A 22712-nucleotide genomic window follows, 5' to 3' on the forward strand; every position below is an offset into this window, starting at 1 on the left:
TTGTTGCCGGCAAGATTAGGATCACTCTTGGGAATCCTCTGATCCAGAGGTTAGGAGTGTTGCTTCATCTTGATTGGTCATACGCTGAGGAGACGCCAGTTTTTGCAGGGACTTTGTGGTGCGTCTGCAGTTCTACTCGCCCAGCAAGTCCAAGCTGCACCGGCAAGATTGCGATCGCTGGCAGAGTTAGCACAACAGCGATCGCTCCTGCGGGGATCTGCCATTACGACTGACATGTTGGCCATTCCAGACTTAGCAGCACTCTATCGTCAGCAAACGAGTCTCTTGGTGCCGGAATGGGAAATGAAGTGGGAGGTGTTGCAACCGAGCCCCGATCGCTTTGACTTTAGCCGCTCGGATCGCTTACTCGCTTTTGCGCAGTCCTATCAAGCCCAGTTGCGCGGTCACACGTTGCTCTGGCATCAGCAATTGCCGCAGTGGCTAGCATCCTTGACAGCGGCTGAGACAGCAACAGCCCTGCAACGCTATATCACCACCGTTGTTGGTCACTATCGCGGTCACCTGCAATCTTGGGATGTGATTAACGAACCGATCGCCGAAAATGGACAAGGACTCCGTCCCAATCTTTGGTTACGGCAGCTAGGGCCTAGTTATTTAGAGAAGAGCCTGCGCTGGGCAAGAGCGGTCGACCCGACAGTTCCCTTGGTCATTAATGACTTCGGTCTGGAACCTGATAGCCCCCTCGCGACTCGTAAACGTCTGCAGCTACTGCGTCTCGTTCAGGAATTGCGCGATCGCGATACTCCCCTTCAGGCGATCGGGTTCCAAGCTCACTTGGTCGCTAACCCCCAAGCACCTCCCAGCTTCACTGGTTTTGCTGAGTTTTTAGCGGACTTGAGTCGCTTTGATCTCGACTTCTACATTACAGAATTAGACGTCAATGATCAGGCTTTACCGGCCAATAATGCTGAGCGCGATCGCGAAGTTGCCCAGACCTATCAGCGTTTCTTGAGTGCAGTTCTACCGCTTCCTCGCCTCAAGTTAGTGACCACTTGGGGGCTCAGCGATCGCTTCACTTGGCTTAATCAGTTTGCACCTCGGGCAGATGGACTACCTCAGCGTCCACTCCCGTTTGATTCCGTTTTTCAACCCACTGAGACCTATGGCAACCTCATCACCCTCCTCCAATCAGTTTCAAACGGACCCAACAGCAGCACCTCAACGCAGTAGCGCTGCTAATTTTGTGGTGATCAGCCTAGGCATCTTGATTCTGCTCAGTGGTGTTGGCTTACTGTTTTACACCTTGGCAACCACTCGTGGTCGAGATGCAATTGTCAACGCCAAAGTTATCACTTTGCAAGCCCCTGATGATGGGATTGTGACCGATTTTCAGATACGACCGGGCGAAGAAATTCCTGCTAATCAACCCCTTCTAAGGATTGAGAATCCTCGCACAAGTACATTTGAGCAAGCACGCTTACAGACTCAGCTCGATACTGAGCAGCAAAAACTAAAATTACAGCAAGATCAGTTGAGCAATATCTCACAACTTCGCCAACAGGTCGAGCGTGATAACCGCAATCAACGGCAACTCGAAATCAATAAGTTCACAGCGCAACGCCGCAAGTTGCAGGCTGATATTAATGCAGCTCGTGGGCAATTGGCATTAGCGAAACGAATTTATGAACGCCGCCGCGACCTAGCTACCACAGGAGCTATCGCGATCGAAGTGGCTGATCAAGCAGAGACAGACTATTTACGGCAACAGGATGCTCTCACAGCCCTAACGAAAGAGCTGACCAGTCGGGAACAAGATTTAAAAGCAGCCCAATTGGGGCTAACTTTAATTAATTCCCGCACCAACTATGATCCGAGTGTTCGTCTACAGGAATTAAAGATTCAAGAAACGCAGCTACGATCGCAGGTCGCAGCACAGACAGCCCAAGTCAATGGTCTAAAAAATCAGTTACAGGAAATTACGCGTAACACGCGATCGCGCCAGAATATTCCGCTTTCAAGTCCTGTTCCTACTGTTTTATGGCAGTCCTCAGTCAGTAATGGAGACGTTGTCACACGAGGACAACCACTCGCAAAAACCATTGACTGTCGCGACCGTTGGATCGATGTCTACATCGGTGAAACGGCTTTACGCCAAGTCCGAATTGGTGAGTCTGCTCGCATTGATTTGATTGGCAAAGATCAATCAATAACAGGCAAGGTTGCATTTATTCGTTCTGGGGTTGGTCGTCTACGTATTGGTGAAGATGTGCTGCCACTTGTACCGATTAATTTAGCGCGGGAAAGCCAGGTGAGAATTCAGTTAGATCCTGATAACGTTCAAGCTGCTGAATTTTGCTATGTGGGATTTACAGGTCGTGTTACTTTCCAAAATTTTTAAGAGTTGTTAATTGCTTCATGCGTTTCCCCAACTTTCTACAGCGATCGCCCCAGTCCAACCTAGCTCCGAGTCAGGTTTCACCTGGAGCATGGCTATTTTTAGCTATCAGCATCGCTGTTTTAGTTTTTGCCTTACTGAGTCTGAATTTAAGTTGGCTGCAAAATCTGCCAGGCTATCTGAATCCTCAAAACGTACGGGATCTACCAGAATCTCTGAGCTTCCCAGAGGATCCACGGCAGCTGTTTCAGCCCCTATTACTAGTAGCCGGTCTACTGCTGTCATTAAGGATATTGCCTCACCATCCTATTAGTCATCTGCTAGTATTGTTAACCCTCTTGCTCTATGGGATTCGCTACTTCACGTGGCGTTTATTCGCTCTGAATAATGGACATATTTTTAGTTTAACCTTAAGCATTATTTTTCTTTTGACGGAAAGCCTTTATGTCTTAAGCTTCTTGATGCAATTCTATCCAACTCTAGTGTTTGATCCCAAGCGGCGATCGCGGCAGGCTGACCAGCAAGAAGCTTTACTCAGCAAGTTTTCGCCCAGTGTCGCCATTTGGATTCCGATTTACAACGAGCATCCAAGAATCATTCGGCGTACAATTCTTGCTTGCCAACTGATCGATTATGAGAATAAAGAAATTTATGTTCTCGATGATGGTCATCGATCTGAAATTCGAGCGATCGCTACAGAATTAGGTGTCCATTACCTCAGTCGTCCAGATAATACCCATCGCAAGGCAGGCAATCTGAACTATGCTCTTAATCATACAAATAGTGACTTAATTGCTGTATTTGATTGCGACTTCTTGCCATTCAATAATTTTCTAAAGCGGACCGTTGGTTTCTTTGCCAACGAAGAGATTGCACTTGTCCAAACTCCGCAGCACTACTACAACAGTGACTTCCATACTCGTAATTTAGGTCTAGATTATGTGTTGCCCAATGATATGGATTATTTCTTTCACTATATCCAGCCAATACGAGATCAATTTAACTCCGTCATCTGTTGTGGAACTTCATACGTCGCTCGTCGCTCAGCTCTGGAGGATGTGGGTGGCTACTACACTGATTGCATTGTTGAAGATTTCCAAACGGGCACTAAATTACTCCTTAATCATTGGCGAGTTGTTTACCTCAATGAAGTGCTCAGTATTGGTGAAGTCCCGCGTCACTTATCTGAATATTTGCAGCAGCGTCTTCGCTGGATGCAGGGAAATATTCAACTTTACTGCAGTCATAAACAGTTGCCCATTTGGTCTGGTCGACTCACCACTTGGCAACGTCTTTTCTATCTAAGTATATTGATCTACTGCCTCACACCATTCATGCGTGCAATTTATATCCTCTTGCCACTGCTGAGTTTTCTTTTTGGCTTCACATTGATTGCTGCACCCCCAATTGAATATTTCTATTATGGATTGCCTTTTATATTATTGATTTATGGCGCTACAAGCTGGTTGACCTACAATCACTATTTTCTTTACTGGACTGAGATTTATGAGTCAATTATGTGTTGGCCTAGCCTTCAACGAATCATACAAGTCTTATTTAACCCTTTTGGAAACTTTGGCTCCTTGGTAACTGCCAAAGGAGAATTAGATGATCGCAAACGCTTTAACTTAAAAATTTCTTGGCCTTTCATTGCTTATTTAAGCTTATTTGGCTTAGGTTTCTGTCTGCGCTATGTAGCTCCGTTGCTCTCTCCTTATTTTGTGCGACCCTCCTTTGAAGGAGAAGCCTTAATGATGATCTGGAATTTCTATAATGCAATGCTAATGTCAATTTGCTTATTTGCTTGTGTTGATCAACCTATCCGTCGTCGTTTTGAACGCTATCCTTACCAAGCTGTCGCTTGTCTTGAAGTCAACGGTCATAAGTTCTGGGGCATGACTCAAGATCTCTCTGAAGGAGGAGCTAGTTTTATCCTGCGTAATGAGCAAGAGCTCCAACTGATTGACGAGCAAGCTGAACTAGTTTTACTTCAAGAAGACTTGCGTATTCCTGTCAATGTCCTTCGTATGAGCCGTGAAGCGTTCAACGGTCATAGCCAAGTAGGCTTGGAATTTCAGCTCTCTGATACGGCTGCTGAAAAAACACTGATTCGCCTCCTATATGTGGACTCAAGCCTGTGGTGGCAGCAGATTCGCCGCTCCAGTGCGATCGATGCTTTTCTAGTGCTGATTCGGTCCGCCCTCAATCCACGAGCGCTTTTAACGCGCTACAACAATGGTTAAGGCTGTAGCTTTCCCTACCGTTGCGATCGTAGCTGAGCCCCTAGTTCAAAAGGCAGTGCATCCAATTGCAGCAGTTACGTGCGTTCTATGGAGCCATCACAGTGACCCCTCTGATACCTAAGTTGGCAACCAGTATCAATGTTTGCTCCATTGAGTTGGCTGTATGCGAGGGATTGACTGGAAGTAGTCTTCGCTACAGGGATTTGCGATCTCCCTTGCTAAGGTAATGACCATCAAAACTTTATAAAAACCCCCTAGAGGCAGCAATGCCCTGGTAGAGCTCTACCAGGGCGCTATTTTTTCGCTAACTCAGACTTAAACTCAGCCTTAGCCAAAGAGCTTGCGGAAAAATCCCTTAATTTTGCGAAGCAACCGCCCAAAGAAACTGGGGCTAGGGGACTCACTGGCCAGCTGTAACGAACTTTGGCTTTGAACCTCTGCCGGCTTCAGCTTCTCAGCAACAGACTGCGAGGCAACGACTGCGGCTTCGAGCTTCTCTTGTGCCCCTTTGAGGCTGTCAGCTGCAGTTGAAACCGCCTCGGGCGCCTGCTCAAGCTGTTCACTGACCGTATTAGCAGTATCCTGGACGTCGCTCTGAGCGCTCTTTGTCAGATTGCCGAGTTCTTCTTGCCGAGCGTTGGTAAAAGTTGACAGCTTTTCCTGGGCACTAGCAGCAAACTCAGACGCATCTTCCTGGAGATTGCTGAGTTTTTCTGCCGCTGATTCGCCAAGTTCTCCGAAGCGATCGCTAACGGCTTCACCGAAACTGGCAGCTTTACCCTGAGTCGTTTCCACAATCTCGCTCAGTTTTTCCTGACTTGCCTCTGCAAAGTCACCAAACTTCTCCTTCGCTCCGGCTGCAAGCTCAGACGCACCTTCCTGGAGATTGCCGAGTTTTTCTGCCGCTGAGCCACGCAGCCCTTCGACGCGATCGCTCACAGCTTCACCGAAACTGGCAGCTTTACCCTGAGTCGTTTCCACAATCTCGCTCAGTTTTTCCTGACTTGCCTCTGCAAAGTCACCAAACTTCTCCTTCGCTCCGGCTGCAAGCTCAGACGCACCTTCCTGGAGATTGCCGAGTTTTTCTGCCGCTGAGCCACGCAGCCCTTCGACGCGATCGCTCACAGCTTCACCGAAACTGGCGGCTTTATCCTGAGTCGTTTCCGCAATCTCACTCAGTTTTTCCTGACTTGCTTCTGCAAAGTCACCAAATTTCTCCTTCGCTCCGGCTGCAAATCCTGCAGCGCCCTCTTGCAAGTTGCCGAAGCTTTCAGTTGCTGATTCGCCGAGTTCTCCGAAGCGATCGCTAACGGCTTCACCAAAACTGGCAGCCTTCCCCTGAGCGCTGGTCAATAACTGACCTAAGTCATCTTTATGCGCTTCGGCAAAGTTGCCAAACTTTTCCTTAGTCTCAGCCGCTAGTTCTGTAGCACTTTCCTGCAAGTTGCTCAGACCCTCGGTAGCGGCAGATCCAAGCTCAGTAGCCTTGTCGGTTACGGACTTAAAAATAGTGGTGAAGGGGTTGCCAGAATCATCAGCAGGATTAGGCTCAGCTGAAGCTTCCGGAGAAAGTTCAGCTAAAAGTCCATCCAACACCTCATCTGCTGGAGTTGAAGGCGTACTCTCTGGACTGTTGGGCGTTTTGTCGTTACTCATGTAGCTTCCCTCTACAGAACACCGCGGCCCAGCGACAGGCATTGCTCAAATTTTGGCGATATTTCGCTGATCTGGCCACAATTGCAAAGTTTCATTGACGATCGCGGACCCATCGCAGTTCTGAAAGTGCGCTGGTCACAACCTCAGGGGTTAGCTAGCGTAGAGAGAACACGTCGGCGATCGCAACTGCATGGAAGCCCTCTTTGTCGCCATTGCGATGATTCTGAGCTGGGTCTTAATTCTGATGACAGTTTGGAGTCTGCTTAGCGCAGCTCGCGATGCGATCCGTCAAGCACGACGCATGTACGCGATTCCCTGTCCACGCTGCCGGTTTTTCAGTAACAACACCCACCTCAAATGCTGTGTGCATCCTCACATTGCCATGACGGAGGCGGCGACTGACTGTCGCGATTTTGAGCCACTCACTAAGCCGATGCGCCTGTCTTAATTCAGCGTGAACTCTTGCTAGGGAAGGGCTTCAGCAGGGCAATAGCGGCGCATGAGATCACTGACCCAAACAGGACGTTGTTGATCGGCCAAACTGATGGCCGTTCCCAAACCTGCTCGCGGCGTGCGTTGCTGCAGGAGATCATCCACCTCATTGACACGTTCAAGCCCCAGAAAAGATTGGCGGGGATTCTGGCGATCGCACTCACCATAGATATCCACTAATAGATAACGACTACTGGTTTTCGGATCATCAATCCGAACCTGGCCCCGAATCAGGGTTTTGGTGGCGGTGGCAGCATCTAAGGTTGGTTCCGCCAGCAGAGCAACTCGGCGATCGGCATAGACCCCTAGTTCTAAATTGTTCGGAGCCGAAGTTTGGCGATTACAGGCGACCAGTACAACCGCTAACAACCCCACAGCGATCGCCTTAATCACAGCTGAGGCTCCAGACCCAACCAGCGCTGGAAGCGATCGCGTTGTTCGGACGTGACTGTTGCAGCCGGTCGCAGGTTGTAGCTTTGCGGTTGCGGTTCCGCTAAGGTCAGTGAAAACGATTGGAGTTGATCGTCGTGGAAAATCGTCAGCTCTAACACCTGACCGGCTTGGTAAGTTGCCAGCCGCCGCGAGAAGTTATCGGCACTGACCCGCAAACCGTTGAGCGCAACAATTTCATCGCCGATCATCAAGCCTGCTTGCTCAGCCGGACTATCACTCGCCACAAATTTGATTTGGCAGCGGCCCTGCTCATCAGCTAAGCGCAGCCCATGACTGGGGCGATCGCAGCCCTGGGGTAAAAGCTGCAGCCCTAGCGAATCCACTGCCGCTGCGATTGGTAATTCTTCCAGGCCATCCACATAGCGCTCGAAGAAGTCAGTCAGATCAACCCCAGCGACTTCACTAAAAATTTGCCGTAGTTCCGCTTCCTCGAACCCAATTTCTGGCCCTTGCCCGTGGCGCTGCCAGAGCAGACGCAACACATCATCAAAACTGCGATCGGGCTGGTGGTTACGAATCTCGAGATCGAGGAGCCAGCAGACCAGTTGCCCTTTCAAGTAGTAGGACATTTGCTGGTTATCGCTGTAGGCATCGCGGCGGTAGAGTTTCACCCAAGCATCAAAGCTCGACTCAGCCAACGGTTGCACCTTGCGGCCAGGCGTCGTCAGATAGCGGCTCAGATCCTTACCCAGCGCTTCCAGAAAGCTATCCACCCCATAGAGACCGGCCCGCAGCGGCAGCAGCAGATCGTAGTAGCTGGTTGCCCCTTCACTAAACCAGAGCGAGGGCGTGTAGTTTTCGGCTTCGTAGTCAAACTGTTCCAGCGCCTTGGGCCGTATCCGTTTGACATTCCAGAGATGGAAAAACTCGTGAGCAACTAATTGCAGGAAGCGACGATAGCCCTCGGGTTCTGTGATTGCTTGGCGATCAAACGCCAGAACCGTGCTGTCGCGGTGCTCTAGGCCGCCGTAGCCACCACTGCTGAGATGGAGGATGAACCAATAGTGGTCGTAGGGCAGTCCGCCGAAGATGGCTGCTTCAGTTTCAATGAGGCGTGCGGTATCCGCCAAGAGGCGATCGCTGTCGAGGTTGCCGCCCCAAGTCCGCCAGTAGTGTTTCTTGCCAAGAACCGTAAATTCCTGGGTTCCTTCTGGCCCAATTTCAAAGGGGCTATCCACCAAAGTGTCGAAGTCGGCCGCTCGGAAACAGTTGTGAGCGATTGCGGGTAGGGCTGTGGCGACGTTCCAGCCTTCCGGTGCCTTGATTTCGACTTGACAGGGGCGATCGCGCCAAGCGTCGATGTAGAGGCAGAGCGCTGCTGGCGTGAAGAAACCATGACTGCGATCGAGATGGTTCGTCCGAACAGTCAGCTCTGTGGCGAGAACCTGATAGCTGATGTAAATCTCAGAGTGTTCTTGCGTCTCAATCTGCCAAGCATTTTTGCGGAGTTTGCGCCACAGTAGTGGTTGTCCTGTTGCAGTTTGTGCCCGAAAGTTCTGGAGATGACGGGCGTATTCTCGCAGGAGATAGGAACCCGGCGTCCAAGCTGGCATCTGCACCGTCACTATCTCAGATTGCCAATCCGAGATTTGCAGCGTTACCTCAAATAAGTGATTGCTGGGATTTGGTAGCGCCACACGGTAGGTGAGGCCTGAAGCAGCGATCGCCAAGGAATCGGCAGCAGCGGGCGCGAGGGTCATCAGCCAAGGGGGAGGGAACTGCTTCCCATTGTGCAGCTGCAACCGCCAAGCCCGTCTGTCCTCTGGCAACGAGGTTCCTCCCAGCCGCGTTGCAGAAGTGCGATCGCCGCCTTAAATGCCAGTGATTTCACAACCATGTTCGATAGACATCGCTAGCGGCGCGTTGGCAAAGGGAATGACGGTAGACCAAAGCGTTGAAGTCTTCGCAATAGCCGCCACCTAGCACAGCAGCAACGGGATACCCTTGACGCACACAGGTTTCCAGCACCTGCATTTCTCGGCGGAAGAGTCCAGTATCAGTCAGGGCAAGCTTGCCAAGGCGATCGCCCCCATGGGGATCAACACCAGCGTTGTAAATCACCAAGTTAGGGCGGACTTGACTGAGCAGATCCGGCAGGTACTGGGCGAGTTGTTGCAGATAGGCATCATCCTCCATGCCCTCAGGCAAGGGAACGTCACAGTCACTGTGCTGGTTGCGGGCCGGGAAGTTCGCCTCACAGTGCATTGAGAAGGTAAAGACTCTCGGGTCATCCTGGAAAATCCAGGCTGTGCCATCTCCTTGGTGAACGTCCAAATCGACGATCAAAATCCGTTCAACGAGCCGTTCTTGTAGCAATAGTCTGGCCGCGATCGCACAGTCGTTGAAGATGCAGAAGCCCGATCCGTAGTCAGGGAAGGCGTGGTGGGTGCCACCGGCCAAATTACAGGCCAATCCCTGTTGCAAAGCTAGACGTGCCGTCAGAATCGTGCCGCCAACCGCAATCCAAGTTCGTTCAACTAGGGCAGGACTCCAGGGCAGGCCAATTCGGCGTAGCGATCGCTCGTCGAGCGTTCCTTGGCTATAAGCCTGAATGTAATCAAGGCTATGAACCGAGGTCAGCCATTCCAGTGGTGGGCGATCGGGCTGGTGAAACTGTTGAGGATAGACTACCCGTTCACGCAGTAGGCGATCGTGAAGAAGCCGAAACTTAGCCATCGGAAAGCGATGGGTCGATGGCAGTGGCGCAGAATAGCCTGGGTGATAGACCAACGGCAGGTCCACAGCAACCCTTTGAGAACAATGCTTTCTGAAGCTAGCAGGACTCCGAGTCGCGATCGTGGAACAGCCTCAGCCCCCATTGCCTTTGAGGATGACCAAAAAGCCTAAGAGATACCTAAGAATTCAGCAGAATTCCGATGAGACAGATAATCAACATCCCATAACCAGAACAGAATTAATAGGCAGTATTTTAACCAGAATCTACTTTTGACTTAATAATTCAGCTCAATTATTCATCAGCATGAATCAGCGATTGAGCATTTTTGCTCTTAACAAGAAATCCTACGGAGTTTTAACTATTTCATAATCTATTCTCAATCTCCTGTAAACCCAAGCCGCCTACCTTGGTTTAGGTGACTCAGTAGTCAAACACTGGTTTAGTCGACTCACTCATGTTTGCGTTAGTGGTTTGACCAGCCTTCACTGCTGATTTTTGACAATGATGCCTGATGCAAACTTAGCCTTGTCTAAGTAGTCTTCATCTTGCCAGAAGTGCCGATTGATATTCTTCAGTAATCAAGACGATGGCTCAATTTACCCTTCAGCTTCTGCACTTTTCAGATCAAGAAGCAGGTATTCCTGCTTTAAAAGATGCTCCCAATCTATCAGCAGTCCTGAAGGCTCTGAAAGACCAAGACGGGGATGATGTAGATACTGATCCTGACTATCTGAACACATTAATTCTTTCATCAGGTGATGCCTACATTCCAGGCACCTTTTTGGATGCTAGCGTCCAGGCTTACGGTGGCCAAGGACGAGCTGATATCCTCATCCAGAATGAGCTTGGCGTACAGGCCATTTCTTTTGGCAACCATGAGTTTGACTTGGGAACTGGCTTGATTGCCAATCTGTTGAAGCCCTCAGCAGATGGACTCTATGCCGGGGCTGCCTTCCCTTACCTCAGTGGCAACCTCAACTTTGCACCAGATGCAAACCTCGCACCCTTAGTCACTGCTGATGGTCAGGAAGCCAGCACGATCGCGGGTAAAATCGCGGCGAGCAGCATCATTACTGTCAATGGGGAAAAGATTGGCGTTGTTGGCGCAACAACGCCGATTCTGCGCAGCATTTCTAGCCCAGGTGCTGTTCAAATCGAGCCTAGTCCCTTTGGCAGTGTTCCTAGCGCCCAAGAACTCGATGCCCTAGCTGCCATCATTCAGGCCGACGTTGATGCGCTGCTGGCAAATAACCCTGATCTCAATAAAGTGATTTTGCTGTCTCACATGCAGCAAATCTCGATTGAGCAAGAAATTGCAAAACGACTGAGAAACGTTGACATCATCGTTGCTGGCGGTTCTAATACTCGTCTACTTGATAGCAACGATGTACTAAGAGCTGGTGACACCAAGCAGGGTGAATATCCCTTCTTTACAAATGATGCAGATGGCAAGCCGATCGCTGTTGTCAACACAGATGGAAATTATAAGTATGTTGGTCGGCTAGTTATTGATTTTGATGAAAACGGTAATGTTATTGCCGAGAGCTATGACCCCAATGTAAGCGGGGTCTATGCCACTGACGATACTGGTGTTGCTGCCCTAAACGCTCAGAATTTAGTTGATCCTGAAATCCAACAAATTGTTGACAACTTGAGCTCTGTTATTTCCAGCTTAGATGGCGCAATTTTTGGTAGTACAGACGTCTTTCTCAACGGCGCGAGAAGTGATATCCGCATCCAAGAAACCAACTTAGGTAACTTAACTGCGGATGCGAACCTTGCCTACGCCAAGACTATTGATTCGACTGTAACCCTCTCACTGAAGAATGGTGGCGGTGTTCGTAACAACATCGGTTTCGTCACCTTCCCGGAGGGCTCTACCGATCCAGATGATGTATTGAAACTCCCGCCAGCAGCTAACCCTCTTGCAGGCAAAGAGGAAGGGGATATTTCTCAGCTGGATATTACGAACTCGCTGAGTTTTAACAATGGCTTAGCGCTGATCACATTGACTGCGGAAGAACTTCTAGAAATCGTCGAGTATGGCTTTGCAGCCAGTAGTCTTAACGATGGTAATACCCAAGGTCGCTTCCCTCAGATTGGTGGCTTCTCCGTTGCAGTTGATTTGACTCGTGCCCCAGGCGATCGCGTCCTCTCGCTAGCGATTAAAGACGAAGAGGGCCGCGACATTGATGTCGTTGTCCGTAATGGCGAGATCGTTGGCAACCCCGCTCGCACCTTCCGGATGGTAACGCTCAGCTTTTTGGCCGACGGGGGCGATGGATATCCATTCCCGACCGGTGAGGCGACTAATCGCATTGATCTTGCTCAACCTGCCGAGGCTGAACGGACTGGTTTAGCGCAATTTGCACCAGATGGCACTGAGCAAGATGTTCTAGCGGAGTATCTAGCTACTCGCTTCACTGAGAATTCTTTTGACAAACTGGATTCTGCGCGTGATTTCGATACTCGCATTCAGAACGTCAGCTTCCGCGATGATACGGTCATTAACTCTCAAATCCAGCTGAGTGTTCTAGGAACCTTTGCAACAGGCAGCTTTGACCAGGGCGCCGCAGAAATCCCGGCCTATGACCCGATTAGCCAACGTCTCTTTGTTGTCAATGCCCAAAACAGCCGCGTAGATGTCCTAGACATCAGCGACCCTACTCGACCTACCCTCATTGGATTTATCGATACTTCGAGCTTTGGCTCTCCTAACAGTGTCGCCATCCAAAATGGTCTGGTTGCGATCGCTGTTCAAAATGCGAATCCGCAGGAGAACGGCCAAGTCTTCTTCTATCAGTCCACCGCTAGTTCCTTCAATGCTCCGCTTCGGGCAATTGAAGTGGGCGCCCTACCCGACATGCTGATCTTTACGCCTGACGGCTCCAAGGTTTTGGTAGCTAATGAAGGTGAACCTAATGAAGATTACACCGTTGATCCCGAAGGTTCAGTCAGCATCATTGACCTTAGTCTGGGTGTAGCCAACGCTCAGGTTAGAACAGCAACTTTTACTGCCTTCAATGACCGAAAGGCAGAGCTGCAAGAAGCTGGCGTCCGCATTTTGAAAGATGATGCGACTGTTGCCGAGGATATTGAGCCGGAGTACATCGCTATCTCTCCCGATGGCAACACTGCAGTGGTGACTCTCCAGGAAGCCAATGCACTGGCTTTCATTGATTTGGCGACCGCAACGGTTACGGATATCAAGCCGCTGGGTCTAAAGGACTTTAGTCTTCCGGGTAATGCGCTGGATCCGAGCGATCGCGATGGAGGTATTAATCTCCGTAACGTCCCAGTGTTTGGGCTCTACCAACCAGATGCCATTGCCTCCTTCGTTGGTGCTGATGGGAAGACCTACTACATCACTGCCAATGAAGGCGATAGCCGAGTCCGGCCGACGGGAGATGACATCATCCCCGAGGTTGGTGAAGGGGACATCTTCAATGAAGAGGTTCGAGTCAGCAGCAACCGTTACATTCTCGACCCAACGATCTTCCCAAATGCAGCTGAGCTGAAGCAGAACTCGAATCTGGGTCGCCTGACCGTTACCAACGAATCAGGTGATCTAGATGGGGATGGTGACTTTGACCAAATCGTCACTTTTGGAGCTCGCTCTTTCTCGATCCTCAATTCCGAGGGTGAGCTTGTTTTTGATAGTGGCGATCAGCTAGAGCGAATCACTGCTAGCTTCTTCCCTGAAAACTTCAACGCCAGCAATGACAATAACGATCTAGATAACCGCAGTGACAACAAAGGTCCTGAGCCTGAAGGTGTCGTGATTGGCCAGATTAACGATCGCACCTATGCCTTTGTCGGTCTTGAGCGGACCGGTGGCGTCATAGTCTACGACGTGACTACCCCTAACAATCCCACCTTTGTTCAGTACCTCAACAATCGTAATTTCAACGCTGATGTTGAAAGTGCCGAAGCGGGTGATTTAGGCCCTGAGGGTCTTGCTTTCATCTCTGCAGAGGACAGCCCCAACGGCAAACCTCTGTTGGTTGTCGCCAACGAGATCAGTGGAACTACAACGCTCTATGAGATTAATGTCGGTTCTAATCCTGACTTGATCAAGTTAGACAACAGCGCCCAGATTGCTTACATCACTTATCTAGGACGGCCTGGCGATCGCGGTGGACTGACCTTTTGGAATGAGGTTCTGAGAGATGCCGAAATCAGCTACGACCCTCAAACTGGTGATTTAATTACTGGTGAAGAAGTTCTTCCCTTCAACGCCTTCATCAACGGGTTTGGAGATTCTTCTGAAGCTGATCAAATCTACGGTGGTAAATCTGCAGCCGATCAGGTGAACTTAATTTATAACTTTGCCTTCAATCGTAATGCTGAGAGTGCTGGCCAAGCCTTCTGGGTCAACCAGCTGAATAGTCGCCAGCTCAGCTTGGCGGAACTGGCTCTAGAAATTGGTCTGAACGCGACAGGCAATGATTCAGTAGTTCTTAACAACAAGATTAGAAGTGCCACTCTGTTCACCGATTCGATTGACACGAATGTTGAACTAGCTGCTTATCAAGGTAGTAAGGGGACCAGCTTTGGTCAGACCTGGCTAGATCAGTTTGACTTTAGCCAAAGTAGCCAAGCTCTGGTTGATAGTGCTCTTAACGCTTTAGTCAATGACCTACCTCTTGGATAGAGAGGCTTAGATTTCTCTGCCCATTTGCTCAGTATTTTTTGCCAAAGGGGTTGATGTTTCAATACGGCATCCACCCCTTTTTCCTTATCAGAACTCTCTCAGGTTTGAGTAGTGAAAAGAAGTTCTCCCAGCATCTTGAATGCTGTAGGTGAGCAGTCATTACAGGCCCTGCTTGCATCAGACTATTGAATTGATTCCGATCAGCCAGCTTTTGAAGCACTGCTTAGCGCTCAACGAGGCGATCGAGACCTCTATACTGAGCTGCTTCTGCGAGATGCTGACTCTGGAGCTGTTCACTGCCATCCAGATCTGCGATTGTCCGCGCAACTTTGAGGATACGAGCGGTGGAACGTCCAGACAACCGCAATTTAGTGATGATTTTCTCGAGCAACGCTGTTGTCGGCTCCGTCAAGGCACACCAATGGCGCAGGTCAGCACTTTGCATTTCGGCGTTGCACCGCAATCTGCCTTGAAAGCGCTGTTGAGCCCGCTGACGAGCTTGCGCTACTCGATCCCGCACGATCGCAGTTGACTCGCCTAGCTGACTGCGAGCCAAATCGGTTGGTGGCAACCGCTGCACACTCACTTGCAAGTCAATTCGATCTAGCAATGGTCCCGACAGGCGGCTCCAATAGCGCTGGCGCTGATTCAGGCCGCAAGTACAGGGCTGCAGAGTATCGCCGTAATAGCCACAGGGACAGGGGTTGGCACTGGCAACAAGGGTAAATCTCGCTGGAAAAGCCACTGACTGTCTTGTCCGCGAAATCATGACCTGACCGTCTTCGAGAGGCTGCCGTAGGAAATCTAAGACTTCTCGTTTGAACTCCGTCAGCTCATCCAGAAACAACACGCCACGATGTGCCAGAGAAATTTCGCCCGGCCGCGGGAAGGATCCGCCACCCACCAAAGACGGCCCAGAAGCCGAATGATGAGGACTGCGAAAGGGGCGATCGCAGATCAAATGTCCGCGTTCTTTCAGCAGACCCGCTGCTGAGTGAATGCGCGTCACCTCCAGTGCTTCTTCAAAACTGAGCGTGGGCAATATGCCCGGTAGACGCCGTGCCAGCATCGTTTTGCCACTGCCCGGTGGACCAATGAATAAGAGATTGTGACCGCCCGCTGCAGAAATTTCTAAAGCCCGTCGCGCCTGTAGCTGGCCCTGAACATCGGCTAAATCTAATGTTGATTGCAACGATGACGGGCTGACTTCTGCCGATTCCAACTGGGTGACTGGGTAAGGACTATGGCGATCGGGCTGATGCAAAAACTCAGCGACCTCCGCAACCGTCTCAAAACCGTAGACCGCTAGTCCTTGAACAAGACTGGCTTCCGCTGCATTGGCCGCCGGTAAAACCAGGGCTTGATAACCCAGCTTTTGGGCTGCAACAGCGACGGATAGTACTCCTGCGATCGCCCGGAGGCTGCCATCAAGAGCGACTTCTCCGAGCAGAAGAAAGCGATCGAGTTGAGGGCTCGGTAACTGCTTCGAGGCGGCCAGAACCGCCATCGCGATCGCCAGATCAAAACTTGGGCCTTCCTTGCGCAGATCACCCGGAGCTAGATTCACCACAACCCGCTGCATTGGAAACGAGAGCCCGGCATTACGAATCGCAGCCCGCACCCGCTCCTTCGATTCCTGAATGGCTGCATCGGGTAAGCCGACCAAGACCATCGCTGGAAGACCCGCGGAAACATCTGCTTCGACGCAGACCGGAACTGCATCTAAACCGACGAGGGCAGCACTCCAAGTCCGAGCATGCATCTTTGCGTTCCGTGACGGCTACTGCCAGCATGCCGAGCCTGATGTGTGACACCTAAGATCACTCCAGTTCTCTTTGGAAACTGGCTGATGAGTGAAGACACCATCTTTGGCAAGATCATCCGGCGCGAGATTCCAGCAGACATTGTTTATGAAGATGATCTCTGTCTGGCTTTTCGAGATGTGGCACCCCAAGCGCCGGTTCACATTCTGGTGATTCCCAAGCAACCAATTGCCAACCTTTTGGAAGCGACAGCAGAACATCAAGCGCTGCTGGGTCATTTGTTGCTGACTGTAAAGGCGATCGCGGCCCAAGAAGGACTCACCGAGGGCTACCGCACCGTGATTAACACGGGCCCTGCGGGTGGGCAAACCGTTTACCACCTGCATATTCACTTACTGGGCGGGCGATCGCTGGCTTGGCCGCCCGGCTGAGAAAAGTCTGAAAGTTCTTTACAAAACTCAATCTGCTTGTTAGATTTTACTCACGAGGCTATTAAGTCTCGTAAATAGTTCAACTAAGGACTCATCGCAAAATGACGACTGCATTGCAGCGGCGCGAGAGCGCCAGCCTGTGGCAGCAGTTCTGCGAGTGGGTAACCAGCACCGACAACCGCCTCTATGTGGGTTGGTTCGGCGTGCTGATGATCCCCACTCTGCTGACCGCCACCATCTGCTTCATCGTTGCGTTCATCGCAGCACCTCCCGTTGACATCGACGGCATCCGCGAGCCCGTTGCTGGCTCCTTGATGTATGGCAACAACATCATCTCTGGTGCTGTTGTTCCTTCTAGCAACGCCATTGGTTTGCACTTCTACCCGATCTGGGAAGCCGCTAGCCTCGACGAGTGGCTGTACAACGGTGGTCCCTACCAACTGGTAGTGTTCCACTTCCTGATCGGCGTCTTCTGCTACATGGGCCGTGAGTGGGAACTGTCGTACCGCCTCGGTATGCGTCCCTGGATCTGTGTTGCATACAGCGCACCGGTTGCAGCAGCGACTGCAGTGTTTCTGATCTACCCGATCGGCCAAGGTTCGTTCTCGGACGGCATGCCCCTGGGTATCAGCGGCACCTTCAACTTCATGTTCGTGTTCCAAGCAGAGCACAACATTTTGATGCACCCCTTCCACATGCTGGGTGTGGCTGGTGTGTTCGGTGGTTCGCTGTTCTCGGCAATGCACGGTTCGTTGGTGACCAGCTCGCTGGTGCGTGAGACGACCGAGACCGAGAGCCAAAACTACGGCTACAAATTTGGTCAAGAGGAAGAGACCTACAACATCGTGGCAGCCCACGGTTACTTCGGTCGCTTGATCTTCCAATACGCATCGTTCAACAACAGCCGTTCGCTGCACTTCTTCCTGGCTGCATGGCCGGTTGTGGGCATCTGGTTCACGTCCTTGGGCATCAGCACCATGGCGTTCAACCTGAATGGTTTCAACTTCAACCAGTCGGTTTTGGATAGCCAAGGCCGTGTGATCAACACCTGGGCAGATGTGTTGAACCGTGCCAACTTGGGCATGGAAGTGATGCACGAGCGTAATGCTCACAACTTCCCCCTCGATTTGGCAGCAGGCGAAGCGACCCCGGTTGCTCTGACTGCACCTGCAATCAACGGCTAATTGCCGGCTGATGCGGAACAGCTAATCAAAATTGAGTAGGTGAAAGGGTCTGGGAGTAATCTCAGACCCTTTCCCTTTTTGATGTCTAAGCTTTCCCCGATCGCAGATGCACTGCATCGATCGCGCTCCTCAGAAGACACTTAGCGATCGCCTTCGGGCACTGCTTTAGGCTTGCAGTGGTCGAGCATTCATACCCAACCGTTGCCGGAGCTGCCGGAGTTGTTGCCGAGCTACAAACAGTGGGCGATCGCAGACCCGCCAGAGAACGGGTTCAGAGCAGGGTGGGGTTGTTAGAGACCCAGAGTAGCGCCAGACGGTGCGATCGCGGGGCATGAGGTCTGTCGGTTGAATGGCTGTTGAAAGCAGTTGATTGTCAGTTGACGGTGGCACGGCTAAGAGGGTGTCCAGAATCGGAAGGGGGCGATCGCCCGCTGCCAGAAAAACACCAACCACAGCGAGCTGATCGCGATCGCTGCGATGGACGAAATGAATTTCTGCTGGGAAACGTTGGCCTTGGTGCTGGTGCTCACTGGGCGTGTGGAAGTGAAATTGCAGCAGCTCATAGAAGGTGCCAGCTTCCCAGAAACCATTCCCAGCTGGACAGTCAATGCGGAGGGAATGGGGAGCCTGCTGCAGAATGCCCTTAAACGGGCGATCGCGGTAATCCAGTGGTGTTCTGTCAGGCTGACCCGTCAGGTTAATTGGGGATTGTTGACGACCCTGCTGACAAATGGCATAGGCCGGATCAAGCTTGGCCCACTGGCGAGGACCTCGGCGGCGACTATAGTCCCAGTCTGCACTGGCCCAGACGGGTTGACTGCTGCCCAACCAACCGATGCAGCTGCCGCCAAGAGCTGCTAGGAGCGATCGCCGGCGCATGCTGCAGTCAAAGCGCGATTGAGTTTGCCACTGACCAAACCTTCCAGATCAAGGCTGACGTAGCGAAACCCCAAGGATTGAAAATGGCTGACCAAGACTGGCAAATCAGTCTCGGCCACAAACCGCTGCAAATCAGTACTAGGCAATTCAATCCGAGCCGTATCCTGTTGCGATCGCACTCGGATTGATTGCCAGCCGAGTTGGCGCAGATAGCGTTCGGCAGCCCCGACCCGCGCCAGTTTCTCAGCAGTGATCGCTTCACCGTAGGGAAAACGGGAGGACAGGCAGGGCATGGCTGGTTTATCCCACCAAGGCATCCCCAGTTCTCGGGCCAACTGCCGGACTTCGAGCTTGCTAATGCCGGCCTCAGCGAGGGGCGATCGCACGCCTCGTTCCGCTGCGGCTTGTAAACCCGGACGGTGATCGCCAAGGTCATCAGCATTGACGCCATCCAGAACCACAGCGAACCCGCGACTTTGGGCAAGAGGCTGGAGGCGATCGTGCAGCTCGCTTTTGCAGAAATAGCAGCGATTGCTGGGATTACTGGCGTAGTTAGGATTCGCTAACTCATCGGTCTGAATTTGCTCGTGAGCAATGCCCATCCATTCCGCCTGCGATCGCGCCGCTTCAAGATCTTCCGGCAACAAGGAGGCGGAAACAGCCGTAACGGCGATCGCGCGATCGCCTAACTCCTGAGCTGCAAGGTAAGCAACGAGGCTGCTATCAATGCCTCCAGAGTAGGCCACCAAGGCCGAGGGAAACGATCGAAGTTGCGATCGCACCTGCTCAAGTTTGGCCTGCAGCATGAATCTCGTACCCAGCAACGCCCTCTAGCCTATCGAACTCCCAAGCCTTGCCGCAGATCGATAAGATCGGGGCTGTCGCAGTTCAGATCAGCATGACCCGCTCAGGCATTGGCATCCGCACCGCGCAGCAGCAGTCTGGACGCCTCACCGGTCAAATTCATGTCTATGACGGGGCTGGCAAAGGTAAATCCCAAGCCGCGCTGGGGGTGGTGCTGCGCTCAATTGGTCTGGGGATTCGCGATCAATGGCAGTCGCGGGTGCTGTTGCTGCGCTTTCTGAAAGGGCCCGGCCGCACCTACGACGAAGATGCCGCGATCGAGGCACTCCACCAGGGTTTTCCCCATCTGATTGACCAAGTCCGCACAGGGCGAGCGGAGTTTTTTGGCCCGGATGCGATCAGTCGATTCGATCGCCAAGAAGCTCGCCGGGGCTGGGACATCGCTAAAGGGGCGATCGTCTCGGGTCTCTATTCGGTGATTGTGCTGGATGAACTCAACCCGATTTTGGATTTGGGCCTGCTCCCTGTCGATGAAGTCGTGCAAACTCTGCGCCAGAAGCCGCCGCAGGTGGAAGTTATTGCTACCGGCCGCGGAGCGCCGCCGCAACTGCTAGAAATTGCCGACCTCCACTCCGAAATGATTGCCCATGCCAATCCTGCTGTGGCTCCGGTCGGCATGGAAGGCATCGAAATCTATACCGGCGAGGGCAAGGGGAAATCGACTAGTGCCCTAGGTACAGCTCTACAGGCGATCGGACGGGGCATCGGTCAGGATCTCTCGCATCGCGTCCTGATTTTGCAATGGCTCAAAGGGGGCAGTGGCTACACCGAAGATGCGGCCATTCAAGCCCTGCGCCAGAGCTATCCACATCTCGTTGATCACCAGCGATCGGGCCGGGATGCGATCGTTTGGCGGGGGCAGCAGCAGGAAATTGACTACATCGAGGCGGAGCGAGCTTGGGAAATTGCGCGTGCTGCGATCGCTTCTGGACTCTATAAAACGATCATTCTGGATGAACTGAATCCGACAGTGGATCTTGAGCTACTGCCCGAAGAACCGATTTTGCAGGCGCTACTGCGCAAACCGCGCGATACGGAGGTGATCATCACCGGACGTTGCAAACAGATTCCGGCTTACTTCCATCTGGCCAGTGTTCACTCCGAGATGGTCTGTCACAAGCATTATGCAGAGCGCGGTATTGAACTCAAGCGTGGCGTTGATTATTAGGCGGCTGTCAGGCTGCCAGGGCGATTGCTGGTCACGATTAGCGAGACTCAGCCGACTGAGCTAGGGACTGACGCCACAATAAAGGCTGTGCTTCTGTTCCCATCGCTTTCTAAACCTGCCATGAGTTCTGAGTTTTCCGATCACTTGATTGAGCAACTGGTACAAGAGGCCAAGGGCTACGCCGATACCGATCCTGCGGTTGAGCGCAACTGCTGGCTGGCGGTACATCGCCATGCTCATGGGGTGCTGCCCAGTGAGTACGACATCCGCGAAATTCCTGAGGACTTGTACTTAGCCGTTCTTGAACGGGCGCGGGCGATCGCTCAGGCCACGAATCCATAATTCAGGAACCGGCCTTTGCGCCGAAGACCGCCAGTAACTGTTGTTGGGCGTCGTATAACTCCAGGCGATCGCCCTCCAATTGGTAAGAATGCGAAGCAGCCAGCAACTGCAGGAAGGCTTGCTCTTGGGTAGCCTGATCTCTGCCACAGGCCATGCGGGTACTGCCAATCGCCCCGACTGTGAGCTGTTGCTGCTGGACTTTGTAAGTGGCGAAATAGCGATTACAGCCGGTGAATCCTGAAAGCCGTTGACTGTCTGCTGCAAATTGAGTCGTCACGTCAGTGTCGGCAATCGGCGGTATCAAAGCCCCTTCGCCATTGTTGTAGCGCTGCAACTGCCACTGGGTTTGGGTCAAAGCAATCATCGGCTGGGGACGCAAGGTGAAGAGAACTTGCTGGGCTGAATTCTGGAGTTGCAGGCGCTCGCCCTCTAAGCGATAGGTCGTGACTTGGGCAAGTCCCGTAAGTAAGGCTTGTTCTTGCTGACTGAGCGCTGTCGAAAGACAGGCCCGTAGGGTTGAGCCTACGGGTTTAATCTGCAACTGATTGGTGTTGGACTCGAGACGATAGCTACCAAAGAAGGAATTACAGCCAGTGTTGCCCTGGAGTTGTGGAGTCGTTTGGCCTGATTGCAAGCGGAGGCTTGCTTTCTGCTCAGGAGCGACCGCCGCCAGCTGCTCACCATTCACTTGACGGAAACTGATGAGTTCCCAGGTGATGTCTTCTAGCTTAGATGGCTCAGGGGCGGCACTGAGCCGTAGCGGCTGAGCGATCGCAGTTGCTCCGAATACCAGCGCACTAAGCTCAATCCCAAAGTACTGCTGAGAGAACTGCTCCACCCTGACATCGCGCGACTCCCGTCAACTCAATTCCAACCAGCGATCGCCATGCTCCATCGAGGGGGCGACTAGGGAATGAGACAATCAAAACGGCAGGTCTGTTCCTGCCCCTAGAGACGATTCTGGAGAACGCCAGTGGACCTTTCCCGCATTCCCGCCCAACCGAAGCCGGGCTTAGTGAATGTCCTCATTGAAATCCCCGGGGGAAGCAAGAACAAATACGAGTTCGATAAAGACCTCAACGCCTTTGCGCTCGATCGCGTCCTCTATTCCTCGGTGCAATATCCCTACGATTACGGCTTCATTCCTAACACGCTGGCGGATGATGGCGATCCCCTTGATGGCATGGTCATTCTTGATCAACCTACCTTTCCAGGCTGTGTGATTGCGGCGCGCCCAATCGGGATGCTGGAGATGATCGATGGTGGCGATCGCGATGAGAAATTGCTCTGCGTTCCTGCGAAAGATCCACGCTATGCAGAGGTCAAAACCCTCAGCGATTTAGCCCCGCATCGTCTTGAGGAAATTGCTGAATTCTTCCGCTCCTACAAAAACCTCGAGAAGAAAGTTACTGAAATTCTCGGTTGGAAAGGCCCTGAAACAGTTCAAGCTTTGGTTGATGAGTGCATCAAAGCCTACAACGCTTAGAGACATAGCCTTAGTAACAACCTAAGTACTAGCCAGCCTCTTGAGGGATCTACAGACAAAAATG

18 protein-coding genes are annotated in these 22712 nt (G+C 52.0%); 10 read left to right on the top strand and 8 right to left on the bottom strand.

The genetic code is table 11. The features are described from left to right. Nucleotides 1-69: 69 nt before the first annotated feature. Genes SYC_RS00795 through SYC_RS00805 form a run of 3 tightly spaced genes read left to right on the top strand, consistent with a single transcriptional unit; the run spans nucleotide 70 to nucleotide 4599 of the window. Nucleotides 70-1191, top strand: a complete 1122-nt coding sequence (locus tag SYC_RS00795; RefSeq protein WP_011242469.1) for an endo-1,4-beta-xylanase — start codon at nucleotides 70-72, stop codon at nucleotides 1189-1191. Beyond that, the gene (locus SYC_RS00800; protein ID WP_011242470.1) at nucleotides 1124-2359 is read left to right on the top strand and encodes an HlyD family secretion protein; all 1236 of its coding nucleotides are present in this window, start codon (nucleotides 1124-1126) and stop codon (nucleotides 2357-2359) included. The genes SYC_RS00795 and SYC_RS00800 overlap by 68 nt, the downstream gene beginning before the upstream one ends. Before the next feature lie 17 nt (nucleotides 2360-2376). Next, a complete protein-coding gene (locus tag SYC_RS00805; protein WP_011242471.1) occupies nucleotides 2377-4599 on the top strand; it encodes a glycosyltransferase in 2223 nt (740 codons plus the stop codon). Between the two features lie 327 nt (nucleotides 4600-4926). Here SYC_RS00805 and SYC_RS00810 read toward each other — a convergent pair whose 3' ends face one another. Beyond that, nucleotides 4927-6255: a hypothetical protein gene (locus SYC_RS00810; RefSeq protein WP_011378017.1), complete on the bottom strand. Its 1329-nt coding sequence runs from the start codon at nucleotides 6253-6255 to the stop codon at nucleotides 4927-4929. Nucleotides 6256-6445: 190 nt separating this feature from the next. On the opposite strand from SYC_RS00810, the gene SYC_RS00815 reads away from it, so the two are divergent. Then, nucleotides 6446-6703, top strand: a complete 258-nt coding sequence (locus tag SYC_RS00815) for a hypothetical protein (RefSeq protein ID WP_011242473.1) — start codon at nucleotides 6446-6448, stop codon at nucleotides 6701-6703. 17 nt (nucleotides 6704-6720) lie between these two features. On the opposite strand, the gene SYC_RS00820 is transcribed toward SYC_RS00815, so the two are convergent. The 3 genes from SYC_RS00820 to SYC_RS00830 all read right to left on the bottom strand — a co-directional run bounded on the left by SYC_RS00820 (nucleotide 6721) and on the right by SYC_RS00830 (nucleotide 9942). Continuing rightward, a complete protein-coding gene (locus tag SYC_RS00820) occupies nucleotides 6721-7140 on the bottom strand; it encodes a hypothetical protein (protein ID WP_011242474.1) in 420 nt (139 codons plus the stop codon). Then, the gene (locus tag SYC_RS00825; protein WP_011242475.1) at nucleotides 7137-8900 is read right to left on the bottom strand and encodes a M61 family metallopeptidase; all 1764 of its coding nucleotides are present in this window, start codon (nucleotides 8898-8900) and stop codon (nucleotides 7137-7139) included. The genes SYC_RS00820 and SYC_RS00825 overlap by 4 nt, the downstream gene beginning before the upstream one ends. 127 nt (nucleotides 8901-9027) lie before the next feature. Further along, nucleotides 9028-9942 (bottom strand): histone deacetylase family protein, encoded by a 915-nt coding sequence (locus tag SYC_RS00830; RefSeq protein WP_011242476.1) that lies wholly within the window; start codon nucleotides 9940-9942, stop codon nucleotides 9028-9030. 521 nt (nucleotides 9943-10463) lie between these two features. On the opposite strand from SYC_RS00830, the gene SYC_RS00835 reads away from it, so the two are divergent. Then, complete coding sequence (locus SYC_RS00835; RefSeq protein WP_011242477.1) at nucleotides 10464-14531, top strand: choice-of-anchor I family protein; 4068 nt, start codon at nucleotides 10464-10466, stop codon at nucleotides 14529-14531. Nucleotides 14532-14754: 223 nt separating this feature from the next. Here SYC_RS00835 and SYC_RS00840 read toward each other — a convergent pair whose 3' ends face one another. Next, complete coding sequence (locus SYC_RS00840) at nucleotides 14755-16293, bottom strand: YifB family Mg chelatase-like AAA ATPase (RefSeq protein WP_011242478.1); 1539 nt, start codon at nucleotides 16291-16293, stop codon at nucleotides 14755-14757. A gap of 87 nt (nucleotides 16294-16380) precedes the next feature. On the opposite strand from SYC_RS00840, the gene SYC_RS00845 reads away from it, so the two are divergent. Together SYC_RS00845 and psbA are read left to right on the top strand one after the other, a co-directional pair. Further along, complete coding sequence (locus SYC_RS00845) at nucleotides 16381-16725, top strand: histidine triad nucleotide-binding protein (RefSeq protein WP_011378015.1); 345 nt, start codon at nucleotides 16381-16383, stop codon at nucleotides 16723-16725. Nucleotides 16726-16826: 101 nt separating this feature from the next. Then, nucleotides 16827-17909, top strand: coding sequence for a photosystem II q(b) protein (psbA, locus tag SYC_RS00850; protein WP_011242480.1), 1083 nt, complete (start codon nucleotides 16827-16829; stop codon nucleotides 17907-17909). 165 nt (nucleotides 17910-18074) lie between these two features. Here psbA and SYC_RS00855 read toward each other — a convergent pair whose 3' ends face one another. Both SYC_RS00855 and larE read right to left on the bottom strand, forming a co-directional pair. After that, entirely contained in the window at nucleotides 18075-18788 is a 714-nt protein-coding gene (locus SYC_RS00855) for a carbonic anhydrase family protein (protein WP_011242481.1), read from the bottom strand. Further along, complete coding sequence (larE, locus tag SYC_RS00860; protein ID WP_011242482.1) at nucleotides 18767-19594, bottom strand: ATP-dependent sacrificial sulfur transferase LarE; 828 nt, start codon at nucleotides 19592-19594, stop codon at nucleotides 18767-18769. The genes SYC_RS00855 and larE overlap by 22 nt, the downstream gene beginning before the upstream one ends. A gap of 92 nt (nucleotides 19595-19686) precedes the next feature. Between larE and SYC_RS00865 the strand changes: the two genes are divergently transcribed. Beyond that, entirely contained in the window at nucleotides 19687-20820 is a 1134-nt protein-coding gene (locus SYC_RS00865) for a cob(I)yrinic acid a,c-diamide adenosyltransferase (RefSeq protein WP_011242483.1), read from the top strand. A 120-nt stretch (nucleotides 20821-20940) separates the two neighbouring features. Continuing rightward, the gene (locus tag SYC_RS00870; protein ID WP_011378013.1) at nucleotides 20941-21162 is read left to right on the top strand and encodes a hypothetical protein; all 222 of its coding nucleotides are present in this window, start codon (nucleotides 20941-20943) and stop codon (nucleotides 21160-21162) included. Between the two features lies 1 nt (nucleotide 21163). On the opposite strand, the gene SYC_RS00875 is transcribed toward SYC_RS00870, so the two are convergent. Further along, nucleotides 21164-22000: an META domain-containing protein gene (locus SYC_RS00875; protein WP_155813849.1), complete on the bottom strand. Its 837-nt coding sequence runs from the start codon at nucleotides 21998-22000 to the stop codon at nucleotides 21164-21166. A 135-nt stretch (nucleotides 22001-22135) separates the two neighbouring features. Between SYC_RS00875 and SYC_RS00880 the strand changes: the two genes are divergently transcribed. Then, nucleotides 22136-22648, top strand: a complete 513-nt coding sequence (locus SYC_RS00880; RefSeq protein WP_011242486.1) for an inorganic diphosphatase — start codon at nucleotides 22136-22138, stop codon at nucleotides 22646-22648. Nucleotides 22649-22712: the final 64 nt, after the last annotated feature.

It is taken from the genome of Synechococcus elongatus PCC 6301 (genome assembly GCF_000010065.1).
GTDB classification, from domain to species: domain Bacteria; phylum Cyanobacteriota; class Cyanobacteriia; order Synechococcales; family Synechococcaceae; genus Synechococcus; species Synechococcus elongatus.

What these genes read in the sequence shown, in the direction of transcription:
- SYC_RS00800 (WP_011242470.1), top strand. Translation starts at nt 1,124, where the DNA reads ATGGCAACCTCATCACCCTCCTCCAATCAGTTTCAAACGGACCCAACA.
- SYC_RS00805 (WP_011242471.1), top strand. Translation starts at nt 2,377, where the DNA reads ATGCGTTTCCCCAACTTTCTACAGCGATCGCCCCAGTCCAACCTAGCT.
- SYC_RS00810 (WP_011378017.1), bottom strand. Translation starts at nt 6,255, where the DNA reads ATGAGTAACGACAAAACGCCCAACAGTCCAGAGAGTACGCCTTCAACT.
- SYC_RS00815 (WP_011242473.1), top strand. Translation starts at nt 6,446, where the DNA reads ATGGAAGCCCTCTTTGTCGCCATTGCGATGATTCTGAGCTGGGTCTTA.
- SYC_RS00825 (WP_011242475.1), bottom strand. Translation starts at nt 8,900, where the DNA reads ATGACCCTCGCGCCCGCTGCTGCCGATTCCTTGGCGATCGCTGCTTCA.
- SYC_RS00835 (WP_011242477.1), top strand. Translation starts at nt 10,464, where the DNA reads ATGGCTCAATTTACCCTTCAGCTTCTGCACTTTTCAGATCAAGAAGCA.
- SYC_RS00840 (WP_011242478.1), bottom strand. Translation starts at nt 16,293, where the DNA reads ATGCATGCTCGGACTTGGAGTGCTGCCCTCGTCGGTTTAGATGCAGTT.
- SYC_RS00845 (WP_011378015.1), top strand. Translation starts at nt 16,381, where the DNA reads ATGAGTGAAGACACCATCTTTGGCAAGATCATCCGGCGCGAGATTCCA.
- psbA (WP_011242480.1), top strand. Translation starts at nt 16,827, where the DNA reads ATGACGACTGCATTGCAGCGGCGCGAGAGCGCCAGCCTGTGGCAGCAG.
- SYC_RS00855 (WP_011242481.1), bottom strand. Translation starts at nt 18,788, where the DNA reads ATGCGCCGGCGATCGCTCCTAGCAGCTCTTGGCGGCAGCTGCATCGGT.
- larE (WP_011242482.1), bottom strand. Translation starts at nt 19,594, where the DNA reads ATGCTGCAGGCCAAACTTGAGCAGGTGCGATCGCAACTTCGATCGTTT.
- SYC_RS00865 (WP_011242483.1), top strand. Translation starts at nt 19,687, where the DNA reads ATGACCCGCTCAGGCATTGGCATCCGCACCGCGCAGCAGCAGTCTGGA.
- SYC_RS00870 (WP_011378013.1), top strand. Translation starts at nt 20,941, where the DNA reads ATGAGTTCTGAGTTTTCCGATCACTTGATTGAGCAACTGGTACAAGAG.